Annotated in this window: 25 protein-coding genes and 3 pseudogenes; 2 read left to right on the top strand and 26 right to left on the bottom strand. The window is 37.4% G+C overall.

Going from position 1 to position 17,709, the window contains the following annotated elements:
• Nucleotides 1–329: 329 nt before the first annotated feature.
• From WMO75_RS15485 to WMO75_RS15380, 24 genes and pseudogenes are all read right to left on the bottom strand, one after another.
• Nucleotides 330–758, bottom strand: coding sequence for a CPBP family intramembrane glutamic endopeptidase (locus WMO75_RS15485; RefSeq protein ID WP_330637471.1), 429 nt, complete (start codon nt 756–758; stop codon nt 330–332).
• Nucleotides 759–762: 4 nt separating this feature from the next.
• A complete protein-coding gene (locus WMO75_RS15480; protein WP_330655296.1) occupies nt 763–942 on the bottom strand; it encodes a hypothetical protein in 180 nt (59 codons plus the stop codon).
• A gap of 69 nt (nt 943–1,011) precedes the next feature.
• Nucleotides 1,012–1,728, bottom strand: a complete 717-nt coding sequence (locus WMO75_RS15475; protein ID WP_117593977.1) for an AAA family ATPase — start codon at nt 1,726–1,728, stop codon at nt 1,012–1,014.
• A 139-nt stretch (nt 1,729–1,867) separates the two neighbouring features.
• Entirely contained in the window at nt 1,868–2,878 is a 1,011-nt protein-coding gene (locus tag WMO75_RS15470; RefSeq protein ID WP_227222744.1) for a helix-turn-helix domain-containing protein, read from the bottom strand.
• Between the two features lie 149 nt (nt 2,879–3,027).
• Nucleotides 3,028–3,216, bottom strand: coding sequence for a hypothetical protein (locus tag WMO75_RS15465; protein WP_005342828.1), 189 nt, complete (start codon nt 3,214–3,216; stop codon nt 3,028–3,030).
• A gap of 47 nt (nt 3,217–3,263) precedes the next feature.
• The gene (locus tag WMO75_RS15460) at nt 3,264–3,455 is read right to left on the bottom strand and encodes a DUF6019 family protein (protein ID WP_059085796.1); all 192 of its coding nucleotides are present in this window, start codon (nt 3,453–3,455) and stop codon (nt 3,264–3,266) included.
• A gap of 63 nt (nt 3,456–3,518) precedes the next feature.
• Complete coding sequence (locus tag WMO75_RS15455) at nt 3,519–3,869, bottom strand: DUF2116 family Zn-ribbon domain-containing protein (RefSeq protein WP_021651963.1); 351 nt, start codon at nt 3,867–3,869, stop codon at nt 3,519–3,521.
• Between the two features lie 355 nt (nt 3,870–4,224).
• Nucleotides 4,225–5,673: a L,D-transpeptidase family protein gene (locus WMO75_RS15450; protein ID WP_227222743.1), complete on the bottom strand. Its 1,449-nt coding sequence runs from the start codon at nt 5,671–5,673 to the stop codon at nt 4,225–4,227.
• Nucleotides 5,674–6,228: 555 nt separating this feature from the next.
• Nucleotides 6,229–6,384 (bottom strand): annotated as a pseudogene (locus tag WMO75_RS15445) (ATP-binding cassette domain-containing protein); the annotation flags it as partial.
• Between the two features lie 176 nt (nt 6,385–6,560).
• Nucleotides 6,561–8,051 carry a UDP-glucose--hexose-1-phosphate uridylyltransferase gene (gene galT / locus WMO75_RS15440; RefSeq protein WP_117594023.1) on the bottom strand — a complete coding sequence of 497 codons (1,491 nt, stop codon included), beginning with the start codon at nt 8,049–8,051 and terminating at the stop codon, nt 6,561–6,563.
• Nucleotides 8,041–8,394: a DUF2500 family protein gene (locus WMO75_RS15435; RefSeq protein ID WP_187300009.1), complete on the bottom strand. Its 354-nt coding sequence runs from the start codon at nt 8,392–8,394 to the stop codon at nt 8,041–8,043. Before WMO75_RS15435 ends, galT begins: the two co-directional genes overlap by 11 nt.
• 1 nt (nt 8,395) lies before the next feature.
• Nucleotides 8,396–8,575 (bottom strand): annotated as a pseudogene (locus WMO75_RS15430) (AraC family transcriptional regulator); the annotation flags it as partial.
• Between the two features lie 427 nt (nt 8,576–9,002).
• Complete coding sequence (locus tag WMO75_RS20000; protein WP_179963059.1) at nt 9,003–9,098, bottom strand: hypothetical protein; 96 nt, start codon at nt 9,096–9,098, stop codon at nt 9,003–9,005.
• Between the two features lie 28 nt (nt 9,099–9,126).
• A complete protein-coding gene (locus tag WMO75_RS15425; RefSeq protein ID WP_059085791.1) occupies nt 9,127–9,606 on the bottom strand; it encodes a hypothetical protein in 480 nt (159 codons plus the stop codon).
• A gap of 61 nt (nt 9,607–9,667) precedes the next feature.
• The gene (locus WMO75_RS15420) at nt 9,668–9,862 is read right to left on the bottom strand and encodes a nucleic acid-binding protein (protein WP_117594019.1); all 195 of its coding nucleotides are present in this window, start codon (nt 9,860–9,862) and stop codon (nt 9,668–9,670) included.
• Between the two features lie 80 nt (nt 9,863–9,942).
• Nucleotides 9,943–10,323 carry a DUF4825 domain-containing protein gene (locus WMO75_RS15415; RefSeq protein ID WP_055056114.1) on the bottom strand — a complete coding sequence of 127 codons (381 nt, stop codon included), beginning with the start codon at nt 10,321–10,323 and terminating at the stop codon, nt 9,943–9,945.
• A 92-nt stretch (nt 10,324–10,415) separates the two neighbouring features.
• The gene (locus WMO75_RS15410) at nt 10,416–10,748 is read right to left on the bottom strand and encodes a DUF1648 domain-containing protein (protein ID WP_117594017.1); all 333 of its coding nucleotides are present in this window, start codon (nt 10,746–10,748) and stop codon (nt 10,416–10,418) included.
• Between the two features lie 59 nt (nt 10,749–10,807).
• Entirely contained in the window at nt 10,808–10,996 is a 189-nt protein-coding gene (locus WMO75_RS15405) for a hypothetical protein (RefSeq protein WP_055056116.1), read from the bottom strand.
• A gap of 58 nt (nt 10,997–11,054) precedes the next feature.
• On the bottom strand, nt 11,055–11,486 hold the full coding sequence (locus WMO75_RS15400; protein ID WP_349078432.1) for a hypothetical protein: 432 nt from the start codon (nt 11,484–11,486) through the stop codon (nt 11,055–11,057).
• Nucleotides 11,487–11,560: 74 nt separating this feature from the next.
• Nucleotides 11,561–12,031 carry a hypothetical protein gene (locus tag WMO75_RS15395; protein ID WP_349078430.1) on the bottom strand — a complete coding sequence of 157 codons (471 nt, stop codon included), beginning with the start codon at nt 12,029–12,031 and terminating at the stop codon, nt 11,561–11,563.
• An 85-nt stretch (nt 12,032–12,116) separates the two neighbouring features.
• On the bottom strand, nt 12,117–12,320 hold the full coding sequence (locus WMO75_RS19995; RefSeq protein WP_055056118.1) for a PF20097 family protein: 204 nt from the start codon (nt 12,318–12,320) through the stop codon (nt 12,117–12,119).
• A gap of 100 nt (nt 12,321–12,420) precedes the next feature.
• Nucleotides 12,421–12,753 carry a DUF3784 domain-containing protein gene (locus tag WMO75_RS15390; RefSeq protein ID WP_055056119.1) on the bottom strand — a complete coding sequence of 111 codons (333 nt, stop codon included), beginning with the start codon at nt 12,751–12,753 and terminating at the stop codon, nt 12,421–12,423.
• Nucleotides 12,754–12,997: 244 nt separating this feature from the next.
• On the bottom strand, nt 12,998–13,522 hold the full coding sequence (locus tag WMO75_RS15385; protein WP_226844624.1) for an ABC transporter permease: 525 nt from the start codon (nt 13,520–13,522) through the stop codon (nt 12,998–13,000).
• 30 nt (nt 13,523–13,552) lie between these two features.
• Nucleotides 13,553–13,720 carry a hypothetical protein gene (locus WMO75_RS15380; RefSeq protein ID WP_242859014.1) on the bottom strand — a complete coding sequence of 56 codons (168 nt, stop codon included), beginning with the start codon at nt 13,718–13,720 and terminating at the stop codon, nt 13,553–13,555.
• A 308-nt stretch (nt 13,721–14,028) separates the two neighbouring features.
• Here WMO75_RS15380 and WMO75_RS15375 point away from each other — a divergent pair, with 308 nt between their 5' ends.
• Nucleotides 14,029–14,508 (top strand): sigma-70 family RNA polymerase sigma factor, encoded by a 480-nt coding sequence (locus tag WMO75_RS15375; RefSeq protein WP_059085784.1) that lies wholly within the window; start codon nt 14,029–14,031, stop codon nt 14,506–14,508.
• The gene (locus WMO75_RS15370) at nt 14,505–15,947 is read left to right on the top strand and encodes a DUF4367 domain-containing protein (protein WP_117594015.1); all 1,443 of its coding nucleotides are present in this window, start codon (nt 14,505–14,507) and stop codon (nt 15,945–15,947) included. Before WMO75_RS15375 ends, WMO75_RS15370 begins: the two co-directional genes overlap by 4 nt.
• A 274-nt stretch (nt 15,948–16,221) precedes the next feature.
• Here WMO75_RS15370 and WMO75_RS15365 read toward each other — a convergent pair whose 3' ends face one another.
• Together WMO75_RS15365 and WMO75_RS15360 are read right to left on the bottom strand one after the other, a co-directional pair.
• Nucleotides 16,222–17,088 (bottom strand): DUF2971 domain-containing protein, encoded by an 867-nt coding sequence (locus WMO75_RS15365; RefSeq protein ID WP_117594013.1) that lies wholly within the window; start codon nt 17,086–17,088, stop codon nt 16,222–16,224.
• 57 nt (nt 17,089–17,145) lie between these two features.
• Nucleotides 17,146–17,709, bottom strand: a pseudogene (locus tag WMO75_RS15360) (M56 family metallopeptidase); the annotation flags it as partial.

Below are 17,709 nucleotides of genomic sequence, written 5' to 3'. Positions count from 1 at the left end.
CACTACTGCCAGGTCCGCCTCCTCCTGCCATAAGAGCAGCCTCTGGGCTTCTTCCCCATCATACGCTGCCACAGTCTCATACCCTGCTGCCTCCAGGTTCATGCACAGCAATTCTGAAATTGCACGGTCATCTTCTATCACCAAAATTTTATTTTTCATTCCCGTTGCCACCTCTAACGCTTTTCTATAGTATAGTTTTTTATATCCCAAGTCTACATTGCATTTGTTCTTGTTTTCTCATCATTTATACGCATCAGGGCACGATAATGTGACCAGCTCAATTCAGGGCACAGTGTGTCTCAAATTAGAAAAGTACAATAAAACTGAAATTATAGATTTTTGTCCCTTATCTTTTTTGCCATTACGAATCCAAACATTAAAATCAAGTTCATAAACAGTACAACTATACTACCTTCAATTTTACAGCTGCCACCCGACAAAATTGAATTTCCACTAATTACCATGTTGAACAAATGCGGATAATCTTCTGCTAATGATACTCCACCCAAAATAATTGCACCAACTCCATTCCATAAAAAATGGATTACGATCGGAGCAACTAAGGATTCCGTGTATTCCAAAACTGCCGTCACGAAAAGACTCATTGTTATAACGTTTAGTACAGGAAGTATTCCTGCTTCAAAAGCCCCACCATGTGCAAATGTAAATAATCCGGTAGATATAAGGACAGCGACAACGATGTTGTAATTATTTTTTATCATCTGATACAAGTAACCACGAACTAACACTTCCTGCATAACGCTATTGATAAAAGCTGAAAATAATTGTAAAACCAATAACTGACAATAATGGAATCAATTCTGCCCAAAATCTCCAGACTGCCGCACTTTTTGTATCTGGTATAGGCAAAATTGAAACACATATAGCCCAGCCTACAAAAAAGGCAAACGTTTTTAATGATACCAATACTAATTTCTTCATGTAATATTTTCCTCTACAATCCAGATTTTCTTAATTTCACAAACTTGAATCCGTCGATTCCTTTATTATCTAATCTGTTAGCAATTTATCCAACAGCATCTGCCTGTTGTTTATGAACATTTCTGTTATCCGATAGCTCTCTGTTTCTTCATATTCGCATAAATGTATTCGTCCATCATCAAAACAATAGATATCTGCATCAGGTATTCCTAACAAAATTGGCGAATGCGTAACTATAATAAACTGTGCTCCCTCTTTTGCACAACTATATATTTGCATCAACAATGTAAGCTGTCTCTGTGGGGATAATGCAGCTTCCGGTTCGTCAAAAAGATACAAGCCATTTGGACGCAAATTATTCTGTGCCAATGCGAGAAAACTCTCTCCATGTGATTTTTCATGATATTTAGCGGAAGGATGTGTGAGATCCGCATATTCTTCTTCCTTCGTTGCAACATTATAAAAACTTTCAGCCCTAAGAAAATAACCCCACTTTTCCTTCCGATAGCCTTTGGAAATTCTTATCGCATCACACAATTCTGAATGTGTATCATGCGTAGAAAAAACATAATTCTTTGTTCCACCCTCCGGATTAAAACCATGTGCTACAGCAAGTGCCTCCAATAAAGTAGATTTACCACTGCCATTTTCTCCGACAAAAAAGGTAATTGGTTTATTGAAAACAAGTTTTTCAATCCCTTTAAAAGCCTTAATTCTCTTTAAATAACTATCGTTATCAATTCTATTCCAATCGAATAATACTCCTTGTAAAAATTGATCATTCATCTAATCACCTGCCTGTAAAAAACACTTTCTAATCTACCTTTTCTTGCTCTTTGGACAAGAAGCATCATTCGCTCTAAATAGCTCGGTCAACTGGAAGTTCTGGATGCGTATAATATGCGAAAAAAAACTTAACTCCATCTTAAATATAGTGCTGAGTTTCACTGTCATTCTTTAATACCATTTTTACCACACCAAGCAATGCTGCAAACAAAACACCAGCAACCGGCCATACAATCCATGTAATATCCCAGCTCATCGTCCAGAAGCTCCATGCAAGGTAAATCGCTGTAATCAAGCACCAATATACACCAGAAAACGTGTCAGTCTTTTTCTTAAACAGTTTTTCTTCTTTTGTATATTCGCCTTCCTGAAGAAGGGTATCGTAACTGCTTTTTACCATCCCAACACGAACCAACAGATTCACTCCTATTGCAAGTATGAACAGCAGCAATCCAACGGAAAGGCCGCAACAATAGTCAGACGTTTCCATGGCTCCGGCAATAATTGTCGGAATCACTGCCAGTATACAAAGCACTACCCCAACAGCTGTTCCTCTGATAAAAATCGGTTCATAGGAATCTTTTTTTTCTCGTACTATTCCAGATACACCATACTCTGTTTCAAAGCATTCTTTTTCAAAATGTTCCATATGTGATTCTCGCATTCCATATGTAATAAACAAAAAGACGGCTGCCGCAACCATTCCAAGCAGAATAACACATCCAAATACTGTTGCCAGAGATTCCGAAACATGAAATACGTCATCTTCTGCCATTGTCACAAGAACAATCAATAATATTGGACTTGAGATACACATACTTGTTGCGTTTGCCACTACTTTGGATCCATTTCTTTTCATGTCAAGAAATTCATTTGCATTCTCCATAGTTACTTTTTTCAACGGTTCTGCATAGCTTTCAGTACTTTCGTGATAGGTGATATTTTCTGCTTTCATTTCATCTTTTAATAGGTAATCTGTACTAACACAAAATAGCTCCGACATCTGTAAAATTCTTTGCAAATCTGGAACAGCTCCTGCACTTTCCCACTTAGATACTGCCTGTCTGGATACGCCCAACTGATTGGCTAGTTCTTCCTGTGACCATCCATTCTTTTTTCTTTCCTCTGTAATCTTATCAGCTAAAATCATTTTTTTCTCCTTTTGCAGATTTTATGAGCTCAATATAACAGTTTTGCTGTTTGCATTCCACCATTCCGGGCTGTAAATCTGTCAACCAGCAGTTGCAAATCACAAAAGAACTCTATGAATCCCGATTTTCCAACAATACAAGCAGGAAATTATTTATCATCTGTATTGTTTTCCTTTTTCTTATGAGTCGAACCCAAGCAAAGAAATGAAGAACCAAGACATAACCATACTATAGCCATAGAACTTTCATTTCCACTCGTAAAGCCAATAGCTGACGCTATGAAAAACAGAACTGATGCAATGTAAAATAAAATTGATTTGTTTATCCCTTTTTTCATAAATAAGAATCTCCTCCAAATCCCGATTTTCTCAATTCTCCAAACTTTTATTTATCTTCTAACTCAAATCCGAGTTCTTTCAATTCTTTTTCGTTTCTGACATCTTCTTCCGTTTTCTTTCCAGTAATGGCACTGTAGGCTTCTTTGATTCCATTTTTCACTGCCCATTTGATGACGAAATACAGCGCAATCAAAATAATAATTGCGGTTCCCCCGCTTAAGCCTAATTCATTCCACATAATCATTAACTCCTCCGATTTCGTGACTTTCAATTTATTTTCAATTTTGCAGGCTGGGATTTATCATTGAATAAAACACATCCATACTCCAACTGCTATAAGCAATATGCCTGATATTCTTCCTGCGAATTTTGACTTTTGATATCCTAGAAAATTAATTGTTTCAGGAGTTGTAAATGGCAATAAAACAACATCTATACCCATTACTATAATCCCAATTCCTATTATAAAGACATTATTGTTAGAAATAATGCCATAAAACATAACTAAGAATCCCAAAATAATGCCTAATGTAAAATACTTGATTTTATGGCTGTCTTTATCCATCATCTTTTCATAACAATTTTCACATTTACTGTTACAAAATTCAAAATTATCATTGAGTTTTTTGCCACAATATTTGCATTTTTTCACACTCTATTCCTCCATAATTTTCGTTTTGTCACTAACATGATATCATATTTTTTCCTCAATTACATCCACCTAATTTTAATACACTGCCATTCGTTTTGCTTCTGTAACCAGCATCCTCTTGATCTTCTCCTGCAAGGGTTCCTTTGCGTCTTCATCAATCGAATAGATCTCATTTATCTCGATTTTTTTCGCTTACCGGTCAAAATGGTCAAAGACTTCTTTCCATATCTGGACGGAACATACACACTTTTCTTCCATGAAATTATTGCTGATAATTATAAAAAAACAGAAGACCATTTAAGATCTTCCATTTTATAAACAAACCTCTATATAAAACTATATATCCTGCCCATTTTTAATAAAAACAGACAATCGGCACACTTTCGTCTATCCTATTATAAAGTTTTGCCGCTTTGTCCGCCGGAAGATTAATGCATCCATGGGATCCACCACCTTCTCGGAAACGATTTCCTCCAAAGTATGGCTGCCATGAAGCATCATGAAATCCAATCCCCCCATTAAAAGGCATCCAGTAAGTTACTGGTCTTTCATATTCATATTTCCCATTTTCCAACATCTTTCCTTTTAGCACAGATGGACTTTTCTTGTAATACAGTTGAAAAATTCCCGGTGGTGTCTGCCGTTCTGCATATTGCATATTTCCTGACACAATATCCGATTCCAAAATGATCGAGCCATCCTGATAGTAATATAAATGCTGTGCAGACAGGTCCACTTCAATATACGTGCTGCCTATATCATTCATTCCCCGTGCATTTGCCCGCATAGCGTATACCGGTTCCCGGTTTATCTGTACTCCTGCAATCATTTCCTGCATAATGGTTTCTATTTCCTTTTCCTGATCGATCTTCCATCCATAAACGGAACTATACACCTGAACAGTACGTCCGTTTGTTGTACAAAATTTCCTCTCTGTATTTACGGTATCATGTGTGGCAGCCAGCTGTGCCACATATTCTGCCACACACTGTCTCAGTTCATCCTCATTTTTTTGCAGCTTTCCTCTTTCATCAAAAATAAGCCAGTTTCTGATCTCGTCTCCCTCCAATGTTACCGTTTCTTCTCCAAATATATATACGATTTTGGTCCGGATCAGATTTTGGCATTCTTCCAATGAATTTTTAAGATCTGGATCATCTTTCATTACTGCCGCTTTTACATAAACAGCCGGACAACTATTCAGATCAATGGTTCTTTTTTTGTCAGTAACCGCTTCTGACAGTGCCTGATAAGCTCCATTGAAATCCAGGGTATTCCCTTCCGTTTCCGGTACGATTTCAAACTTCGAATCTTTATAAGCTACATAAGCATCTTCTGGTGCTGTCTGATTCTCTTTTTTTACACATTCCAGTTTTTCCAGCTGTTCTTTTAACTTCACTTTATCATAGGTCATATTTTCCTTGGCTGTATAATTTTGCTTTTTCCAAAATCCCCGAACCCATTTATATGGTTTTTGTTCATCCAGATATTGGGAAATACTGCCATCCGAAACATAACGATATCCGATCAATTTTCCATTGATACTCTGTGCTTTCAGATTTCTTGCCTTTACTTCCAGCAGATAGTCCTCTGCTTTTTTAGCAACCGCCTGTTCTGCCTCTTCCGATGTTTTTCCAGAACAGTTAATTCCATTGATCGTTGTTCCCCGAAAAAATCTGTCTGAATAGTAATAAGACATTCCTGCATAGCCAGCCATAGCAAAGAACACTATGATGACAGTGATTATTATCCACATTTTTTTCTTTCCATTATCCTTACCGGTTATCTCTTTTCTTTTTCCCATCCATGCCCCCTGTTTTTAACGATAAACAGCATTCAGACAAATTTTTTAAATCGTCTGATTTTAATATCTCCGATTTAATAAAAAATAACCAGGGCTGCTGAAAAAAACATTTTCTTTTACAAACAGTAAGCTGATTTCTACAAAACATTTTTCTTCTGTTCTTTTACGGATAGAAACACCGCATCATCATTTATCTCATATTTAGCACTTTTTGGGTATTTTCAGACACTTTCCTTTTTCTCTGTGAACAGAACCCTGAAAACAGGAAAAAAGGGGCTGCCGTGACCGGTCAGGGATTTTTCATTCTTGCCTGATTCACGACAGCACCTAATCAGATCTCACCTATTTTCTTCTATACAAAATCGCTTCATCATACCCGAATGCCCTTTTTCCATTCACTTCCATGGTCTTGGACACTTCAACCTCTTTTTCCGAGAAACGTTCAGGAACTCCTGCCAAGCAAAACGGCAGCTCTAAGTTGTATTTTTCCAAGAGTTTCCGGTTCCATAAAATGTCCTGCACAGATCCATCCGCTACCAATTTCCCTTGGTTTAAAACCAATACCCGGTCACAGGTTTCCAGTACCAGATCCAGATCATGGGTTGCAATGATCTTTCCCTTTGCATGGATCAGTCCCAGCATTGCCTTCATTAGCGTAGACTTCCCTGCACCATTGGCTCCGATCAGACCCACCTGTTCTCCTTTACTGATATGGCAAGTTTGTTATATTCTTTCTCTGCATAATAAAATTCCCCATGGAATCCCCACAATTCCATACTTTCGTATAATGCAACTGCCCGATCCATGCTTCTTAAGAGTAGCTGCTCTAAAAAAATGGGAGGTTTCACTTACCTCCCATTTCCCAAAAAATCCTTTTATTTCAATTTTTATAATGTTTCAAGAAAACGCATGAATGCTTCTCTTCCCTCGGTCGTACATTTGTATACTCCTGCATCTTCCAGAACATGGGTAAATACGATTCCAATCTCTTTCTGAAGAATGCCATGGATGTTTTCTTTTGTGATTTCCGGATATTTCGGAAGAAACTTCTTAACCCACTCTGCATGTTTCTCAATCTGTTCATTTGAAGAAATATCTTTGCCTTCGAGAATATACTCTTCCAAAAGTTCCATCTCACCTTTTAATCTGGCCGGAAGAACTGCAAGTCCCATAACTTCGATCAGACCGATATTTTCTTTCTTAATATGATGATATTCTGCATGCGGATGATACACACCCAGCGGATGTTCTTCTGTTGTAATGTTGTTCCTTAATGTTAGATCTAGTTCGTAGGTATCACCTACTTTACGTGCAATTGGTGTAATTGTATTATGTGGTTCTCCATTGGTCTCAGCATAAATAAATGCTTCTTCATCGGTATAGCCTCTCCATACTTCCAACACATGTGTTGCCAGATCTACCAAACGGTTGGAATCTTTATGGCGAATACGAAGCACAGATAATGGCCATTTTACAATTCCAGCCTCTACATCTTCAAATCCCGGAAGTATTACATGCTGCTCAATTGGTGCTTTTGCCATTGCAAATGTGTAATGTCCGCCCTGGAAATGATCATGGCTTAGGATCGAACCACCTACGATTGGCAGGTCTGCATTAGATCCAAGGAAATAATGCGGAAACAGTTTTACAAAATCAAACAGTTTAATGAATGCATTTCTCTCGATTTTCATTGGAGTATGCTGGCAGTTAAATACAATACAATGCTCATTGTAATACACATACGGAGAATACTGGAAGCCCCAAGGAGTATCATTGATCATGATCGGAATAATCCTGTGGTTCTGCCTTGCCGGATGATTAACACGTCCCGCATATCCTTCATTTTCCGGGCAAAGAAGACATTTCGGATAGCTTCCGGATTTTACATTCCTTGCCGCGGCAATTGCTTTTGGATCTTTTTCCGGTTTGGACAAATTGATGGTAATATCAATCTCACCGTATGGACTGTCTACCTTCCACTTTTGATCCTTCTCTACGCGATATCTGCGGATATAATTGCTGTCCTGACTCAGTTTATAGAAATAATCGGTTGCTTCCTTTGGGCTTTCTGCATATTTGTCCCAGAATTCTTTTTGTACCTGACCCGGACGTGGCATCAGACAGTTCATCAATCTGGTATCAAATAAATCCCGGTATACAATACTGTCCTCGATCAGACCTCTTTTTACGGCTTCATCCAGCAATTCGTCCAATGTTTCTTCAAGATTAACAGGTTCCTCAATGTTGTCCGGTTTTTCATAATCATCTTCATGAAAAACATCCAGCAGAAGATTTGTTGTGTAGTTTCTTTCACATTCCGGTGTCAGACCTGTTGTAATCCCATACTGTACCAGTTTTGCAATGCTTTCACTTAACATTTTCTTCCTCCTGTGCTTCACTTTTAAATTTATATTTTTGGTAACATATATACCGATTTCCCTGATAAGTCAGCATACCTCGATCGCCTTTTTCCAATTCACGAAAATCTCCCTGTTGCATTTGAAATTCCATCAAACTTCCATCTGTCATCTCAAATACAACGCGAAACCAAGGTACATGTGCTTCAGACTGCATATGGGTATAGATTCCTTGCTTCTTTTCAACTACAGTCGCATCAACAGATTCAACTGCCGCACTACTGTTATTGCTGAAACTTAACAACATTTGGGTAAATACAAACATCATGATTATGAGTGCTGCTACACAGATTATAAATGCCATCCTATTTCTCCATTCCAGATATTTCATCCTGGGTCTGACTTATATGTTGTTCACGATAAAAATTCCGGTATTCCCTTGACGTTACTTTATATCTTTCACGAGATACCCGGTTAAATGTCCTTTGGCTCTCAACTCCTGCATCCAGGCAAATGTCTGTGATGCTCTTACCAGTACATTCCAATTAATCTCCTGCAAGTTTTGTCTACTTTTTCTTCTCATTTGGCAAGTAGTAAACGTCTTCTGATATTATAATGTGCTTGTAAGATAAAGAAAGGAGGAAAACGAAATGAAAAGATTTAAAGCATACGTCAACTACCTCATGAACTTCTATGCCAACTACTTCAGAATTTACCGCTATATGTAAAGGACATTCCTGCCATCACAGGAATGTCCTTTACGGAAACCCAGTTTCAATGGTTTCCCTTATTATACTCTAATTTAGTTGCATTTGTACATGAACAGGATTCTCGAAAACATAGACAAAATTGAACAGAATTATGAAAATACTCTTACCACGTTTTTTGATTTTTAAACCACTTATTAGCAGACGGATCCGCCAATGCTGAAAACGGATAGGCAGTTTTCCTTTCAGCTTTCAATTTGTCCAATTAATAATCTCTGAATTTCCATACATCTGATGGATTTGCATTTTTCATCCTCAGCATTCTTTGAAGCTGCTCTTCTGTAAACCACAGATCGTGCAGTATTTTTCCGAAATATAGAGGCTAGATATCAGACCGCTTCATTGCAATTATAAACTGTTGATTTACCAAGATTATTTACATATACGGTAATCAAGTCGCCTTTCTTAAGATCCGGCTTTTCCCATACCAAACGGCTTTTATGATAATACACTTTATCATGATATGTAAAACTATATAGAATCCTGTATGGAATCTGTCTTCTATATCTTGTGTATTTTTGCAAATATACTTTTTCTACCAAGCCCTTCACTTTTGTACCATTTTCGATTAATTGTAAATGTAATTTATCAAGCTTTGCAGTATAAATTCCAAGAGCAGCACTTATTATACACAAAAGCACCCCCGTTATAGAAAACACAGTTCCCAACATATCTGGATTCTGAATACCTGAGTTTACTGCTGGTTTTAATATCCCAAGAAAACTTAAGATACCGGAAACAAGAAAGAATGTTCCTATCCAAAAGAAGATAACTCTCAATAAATCTTCTGTATAATTAAGTTTTTTCATATTTATTTTCTCCACAAGCATTCCATCAAAATTTTTTATCCTGTTTCAATCATATCTAATTTTACTTCAATTTAGTTAAATCCTCTAAATACATTTCTGTATGTCCACACTCTGGACTGACTGCAACTTTAACATCATCTATAGTTGTCGTTTTTTGTTTTTCATCTACATCTACAACGATCCCATAGCCACCGCCATTAACTTTAAGTCTTAAATCCGCTCTCATGACTGTTCCACACTTTTCGCATTTTCTCATTGCTGTCCTCCAAATATATATTTCGCTTTCCTATTTTTCTTACTACATAATAGCAGACAAAATATTAACCACTGAATGATCTACCGTTCATACGATGCAATGATTTCCTTGCTATCCGCTATTTTATAATCAAGTGTTTCCAAATTACCAATCAAATCAAATGTCATATCCGCATTAACTTGCAATTCATCTTCAATCTTAACTGCAGACGGCTCAACTTTTAGAAATACTGTTAATCCATAAGGCTTCGTTTCAGACTGTATCTGTATGCTATCATAAGAATATCCTTCCGGATACTCTTGCCCACTTACAATATTTATAACATTCGAAGAATCTCCTACATAATCTGTCTTGTACTGTGACAGGTCAGGAATCTCGTACAGTTCTTCTTTTCTGCCACATGCAGAAAGCAATATTGCTGATACCGTAAATAAAATAATTGGAATTACTTTTTTCATCATGAACCAGCTCCTCTTCACACTTTGATATAAAACAGCCTGCCCAATGAACCAGAAACTGCCATATATCTGCTTCTTTATTTATAGATCAGCCTTTAAACAAACGAAGCATAAATCATAAAAATTTCTGCGATCAATATAATTCCTAAAACACAATCAATCATCAGGTTATATTGACCAACTGTTAGCCAAGTCTTCGAATGCATCAGAACATACTTTATACTTTTTATACCACTCAAGATTGTAACAGCCAGAAGGAGTATCGGCATTAAAAAAATTTCTATCTTATTGCCAAAGTCATCTGCGACTCCATTCCCAGCAAAGTGAACGGGAATAATCTCCGGTAAGAAAAAGAAGCTTATTATCGCAATCGCAATTCCAACGATGCAAATTTCCCATGTTAATTTCCTGCTGCTTATACCATCCATAACAGTGCCTTCCTCTCATATGTCAGATACTGGTACTTACTCAAAGCCCTCTAATAAGCTTACTTTTTGAGCAATTCTATAACAACCCAGCATGTAGCTATTGTTTGCATCAGAAAAACGAAATCACACACATATTTCATTCCAAATTTCATAGAAGAGCTCCCAATCAATCCAAAACCTATGCAAGTCGCACCTATGCTGAATATCAAAGCCAGAATACAAATAAGTACCTTATATTCTTTTTTCATATCCCTTTCCTCCCACATCTACATTAATTTGTTGATAAAGATTTAAGGTTCCATATTTCTATTTTACATGAAGAATATGCTGCCTTGCCTCATCCGGAACGATATCTAATAAATATGTTTCCTTAGAAGAAATTTTTTCAAGAAACTCATCCAGTAAATTTTCTTCCTTACCTTCTGCTATTGGCAGAAGTTCCTTATACAAAACCGTAGGAATTCCAATAGAATACTTTTCTTCCTCATATACGAGAGAACCAAATGTCCAGTCTTCCTGTTCCTCTGGGCCTAATTCCACAATCAACTCAACAATCGGCAAATAATGATATATTTGCAGGAAACTTAAATTGACTTCAATCTGTTCCATTCCACCCTCTGGGTCTTTTTCCGTTATCTCTATTCTCTTTCCTGTTACGGTCATTACAACTAAAGAATTTTTTGGAGGTTTTCCATTTATCTTATCTATTGATTTTGCTTGAATATAACCACGTTCCATAGCATTTGAATCATAAGCGCTATAACCTTTTGATTCGAAAACACCATAATAACGGTTCGAATTGTTTATTGCTATTAGATCCGGTGATTTGTATGTAGTTTTGCCATTAACTGAAAAAAATCGATGTTTTTTATGCGTGGATGTGAACTAAAGTTTGATATCATCGATAAGTGAACCATATACTCATAACCATATTTTTTCTTTCCCAGTACAGTGATAAGTATCATTCCAATCCAATAATTAATTGCACCAATTTCTGTACTATCCAAATAGACTTTTCTTGCAGGATCGAATAAAAGTTCTCCGTTTGGCAATAAAGCAACATATGTTTCAAACAATTTAATTTTGAAATATATCTCCTCTTTACGATTTCTTTTGTTCGCCTTGTTCAAATATATATCTGGCATCCCAGCTGACACAATAGCATCCATTAGTTCCACTCCGGTAAATGACAATGTTCCATTGCTTCTTTTATTGTGGTCAGAAATTTTTCCAGGTTCCAGATACAACTCTATATAGTAAATATCTCCACGTTTTATCTTCATCGCCTGATTCCTCGCAATTAATCGTATTCGAATTCAATTGGTTCCCATCTCTACTTAAAGCATATTTTTCAAAGAATTGAAAATCTCAATATTCGTAAGGGACAATAATCTTTCTGCAAAAATCACAATTATAGGCAGCTATGCGGTCTCCAGATATCCTTGCTGCCAACTCTGGATCCGTATTTAACCGCAAACTCTCAGAGCCTTCTTTCCACTCCAGTCCTGCCCCTGCACCAACCGCATGCAACTGACCCTTTCGCATTTTTCCTTCACAATATGGACATCTCATATTCACATCATCTCCTTTAAGTAATTAAAGTTCCTCTTGTTCCCGAGAATTATCCTGTTCCTGGATAGCTTGTATATCTTCTTTCGCATATAATTTTTGCCTAAATGTTCTTTTCTATTTTTTCTCGTTTCATACGTTCTTTCATCAATAAAACAAATTGAACGGTCCATATTACACACGCTGCCAGACACCCGATTCCACTGTATAATAAATCTATGGCTGCCCCGGCTACAAATGGCAGTGCCATCCACATCATCCGATTTCCATATACTCTGCACATTTCTTTTTCATCATACTGTTTTCGTTCTTCCTTAGATTTCATATTATAGCCAGACAAAAATGCAGCGGCCTTTCCATTTGATTTTACAAAGCAGATTCCGAATAAAAACATAATCACTGCCATTCCCAAATCAAAGATAACACAAATTAGCATTGCAGACACCTCACTTCCCGCTCTGGCTATCAAATAAAAAAAGCCAAACACAACAGTAAAACTTATTATGTTTGGCTAGGTCAACTTGTTATTTTTTATCACTTCTTATGGTTGTATTATACTATATATTTCTCTATAGTAAAACAATTTTTTATTTTAATATTATATTTCTACTATCATCAATTTTTCAGATATTTTCAACGCATAAACAATGCTATTAGCTACAATATTTCCGTAAAATTCATCATAGGTTTGTGTAAACGCAAAGTGTAAATGCCGCCAGAATCTTGGTAATTGCTAATTGTTTACGCCCGTATTCGGTGGTTCGCAGGATGCTGTCACCGCCCGTTTGATATTCTCCAGCGAAAGTAGGTACTGCGATTGCCACGCACAAAATAGCAAGGAACAAAATATAAAACTCAATATAATCAAAGGCATCTTTAGAAATTCCAGAATGAAGATAAAATGGCGTATCAAGTTCTGAATATTTTTCAAGAGCTTTCTGCTGTGCGGTTTCGTTTTCTCTTTGCTCGTTCCGCATGACATCCTGTAAATGTTTTGCGCACTTTTCATAATAGGCTCCGTTAATGTCATTCGGGTCAATATCCATTAAATCAGCACCAATGTCTGTTAATGGATCAGCAAACGCTTCGGACAGACCGTTCAGTAAGGGACGGATCGGGACGATTTTTTCAATATATACAGCCAGATGAAAGCCATCTTCCTCGACCGGCCCATATTCTCGACCGCAGCTTTGATAAGTTTCCAAAGCCGATTTGATCCTATCCGGGGTCGCATATTATCTGTCCTCCTTTTCCAAATCTGTCTGCGGAAACAACCACAGATACAGATCTTCCAATCGTGGTTCCGTTGTAACAGATTCATCAATTTCCAAGTGTTCGGACAGATAACGAATAGAAACCTGATTGTGATCTTCGCCTCGCTGATTGATAATGCGCAGCCGCATTTCACATTCCGGCAGCTTTGAGGTCGGAATTATGCAGTTCCAAACCTTGCCCTCAATCCGCTTGACAGATTGGAGATTTTTTTCTTTTTCACATCGGAGAGCGAAAGAATGTCCAACAAATGATTAATCTTTTTGGTAGTTATCTCATTCATTATGGAATACTATTGAAAGTAGACATTTTTTTGTGCACAACCACGAACTTGTCCATTTATAAGAAAAAGAATAAATTATTAGGGATATTTTTGATTTCTGCACGTCTAATAGATGTAAAGAAAATGCTGGCTGGCAAAAAAAGAGGTGGTGTTTAAATGACAAAGGAACAACTTGGATCTCTGATCCTAGATTCAGAAAGACAATTATACTCAACTGCAAAAACAATTTTATTTAGTGACTATGACTGTGCAGATGCTATTCAGGAAACAATTGTGAAGGCTTTTTCCAATGTCGGTACATTAAAAAACGATAACTATGCCCGGACCTGGTTAATCCGTATCTTAATCAACGAATGTTACAGTCTTGTGCGTAAATCCAGTAAATTTATCCCATTGGAAAATCTAGCTGACAGACAGGAACCGGAATCAGAAAAAACAAAGAATTACAGTGAATTATATACAGCCGTAAATTCCTTAAAAGAGGAACTGCGTTTACCCGTTATTCTATACTATATAGAAGATTTCAGTGTAAAAGAAATCGCCCAGATCCTTGAAATATCGGAAGGTGCCGTTCAAAAGAGACTTGCAAGGGCAAGAGGAAAATTAAGGCAGGAATTACAGGAGGTGTCAATATGAGATTAGAAGATATGAAAAACGATATTCCCGAAACACCGGATTTTATCCATAATATGATTCAAAATGAGGTGGCAAAGCAGCTGGCGGATAATAAAGTGGCGAATCTGCGAAGAAGAAAACGATGGACAGCTCCGAAAGTTGCCGCAGTGGCAGCTGCGTGTGTGCTGGCAGTTTCCACGGCAGTATATGCAGGAGTAAATCTGTATCACTGGTTTTTGGAAAAACAGGGTTCTTATGGTGTTTCAGTCAAAATTGATGCTGGTGATGCAGCAAAGAAGACCGTACTTCCAGATGAGGTCCCAGAGGTAGATCTGTCTACTAAATATGTTCCGGAGGGCATGAGCTGGATTGACGAGTACCATCTCCAATATCCTGAGCATGACATGACTGGCGGGTTCAGTTTTTCATTTGTCCTGTTGGATAAAAATGATCTGGGACAGGTAGTACAGGATCAGAATGTTATTGATAGTGAAGAGCGTACATTTGGAAAATACCAGGGGATATATCTCAAATATAATAGCATTACCGAAAACGGGGCTCTTAACCAGAGAATTTATCTTATCTGCCCGGATTTATATCGTGTGCTTATGATCTACATCGGAGATGATGTGTCAAAGGATGAAGCCATAAAAGTTGCAGAAAATCTGGTGATTGAGGGAAACACGACTATGGTAAAGACCGCCGGATTACCTACATGGAGCGGAGAGATGATATCTGAAAAAACAGAAGATGATAATGATGAAATAAGTACTTCTGTAAATGAGAAAAAACTACCCATTTACCAAATTGGTGACACCTTTGATCTGGATGTGATTGGTGAAAACACAAATGGTGAATATCTGGAAAAAACGATTTCTGTAAAGGTAGATTCTGTTCAAATTTCTGATGATCTTCAGCTTCTCGATCCGGACAAAATACCACAAGAATGGGCGGAAGCCATTGATGCTGATGGAAAGCTAGCTACAAACACATTGAATTATGTGAAATCTGGCGACGGAATCGATTCCCTGGATGAAATTGTGAAGTCAGAGGAAGTGAATCAGAAACTGGTCTATGTTACAGTTACCTATACCAATCATTCAAATGAGGAAATCGACCATATGCTTTATCTTGGTGCTTTACTGACCCTGACTAAAGAAAATGGAAAAGTACAGCTTTACATTTCAACAGAACAGGCCGGCGATGGTTATGACTACATTAGTTGGACCGGCGTGGCAAAGACTGGAGAAATGGTATATTATAGTGTCTCTGAAAATTATGGCAACGGTGGAAACTATATTTCCTCTATAAAACCAGGCGAAAGTGTACAACTGAACATGGCCTGGATCGTAAATGAAAGTGACCTCAAAAATCTGTATCTGAATGTGACTGGAGACGGAGCTTCATATGAGTTCTCGGAATATATACTGAAAAAGGGACTGGTAGATATTCGCAAATAATATGCTATCGTTTATGATTCCATTTTTTTATATGTCATATATGAAAAAGCGTTTTTCGATTCCTTTTGGTTTCGAAAAACGCTTTCTTTGCTTCTTCAATCTCTGCACATGAAGTGTAATCTGTGGTATCCAATACGATTTCCTCATTCTTTCCATTGCCGGTTAATAATTATAACGACAGTGTACTATATGAAGCAACCGACAACAACAAAAATCGATAGATGAGTTTCGACAGAAAAAGAGATTCCACACTGTAAGTGGAACCTCTTATCTATTAACGCAATGGACAATCAGATACTTTTATATTTTGAGCCAGTTTATGCAATCCAAGATGTCTGCAGTAGTTTTCCAAATCTTTTGGATTCTGGGATGAACGTGGTCCGATAATAATTGAATTGATAATATCTTCCCTGTGCATATTTTCTGTTTCTAAGACTTTTTGTAAATCTAAAATGTAGAACTCTTTTATTATATTGAATGTTTTGTATTCGATATTAGAATCGTTGTCCGTTACAAAATATGGTGCGATTCGGATTTCCTTTTCAGCAGTAAATGTAGGATGTTTGTGAATAAGGGCACATAATGCTAAATTATCAATGAATCCATCTAAGTTGGAAAATCCTTCCAGAATTCCAGTGGAAATATATGAAGACAATAATTTGTATAATTCATGATCCCTGGTCTCCTGAGTATAATACTGTTCGCCAATGATCATCCCATGATAATATAACAAGTTGTGCAATGCTTCGGTATTGAATTCTATTGCAACACCACGTCCATAATCGGCATAGCGGTCCCATTGAGCTGCATCGTCTAATGCCTGTGACAAACAGAACATAAAAAGGTGTTTTTGCGATGTTCTGTCATATATTTCTTTAAATATTTTATCAACATCACATTTGGGTTTTATATTGTTTTGGGTAAGACCGTTCTCAATGTTCTGCTTCAGGTTATCAATAAACCCAATCACTTCTTTTGCATCATTCACATTCGTTGCGCTGCCAAACCAAATCTCTTTTTTCCTTAAAATTCCATCCAAGGCTGGAAAAGAAGTGTAATGCCATAAAGTTTTACCAACTTTCTGAACAAATTTGTCAGTAGATTCCTGTCTTTTCTGAATTTCTACTAAATTGTAGGTCATATACAATACCTCTTCTGAAATAATATCATTTGAATATGCATCGATCGGACAAATCCTTTATTCTGTATAGATGTTCCCATTCTCATCCGTCCAGGTGCCGTCACCATTGTCTGTGTATCCGACCCCATCTGCGTCACAATAATAATAATCTCCGTTTGTTGTTTCTATTACATTAACAGTACCGTTACTGCCCTGAAGTTCATGCTGTTCCAGTTGGTTTCCGAAATGATAACCTTCGTCATTCCAGGTACGATATGAATTTCCATTGGCATCTGCCCAGTTTCCATCTCCCTGATAACTGTATCGGCTCCCATAATAATCAGAATAGGTCCCATCTCCGTTATCGTAAAGAACTCTGGATTCTTCATCTCCTCCACCCGGTGCTACAATTGATGCTACACCGGAAGTAGTAGTGAATCCACTGGTATATGGTACGCCTGCTGGCAGATTTTCATAAGATGAAACAGACCCGTTGTTGTCAGAGGTAATTCCATCATCGGTCGTTTCACTTACCTGTCCGCTGTTTTCCATGGCAGGTTCATCGGTCGTTTCACTTACCTGTCCGCTGTTTTCCATGGCAGGTTCATCATTTGTTTCCGCATCCGCTTTTTCCTCTTCGTC

The organism is Blautia intestinihominis (assembly GCF_040096655.1).
GTDB lineage: Bacteria > Bacillota > Clostridia > Lachnospirales > Lachnospiraceae > Blautia_A > Blautia_A intestinihominis.
Note: the sequence above shows the minus strand (reverse complement) of the source record. Positions and strands in the feature narration are given on the sequence as shown.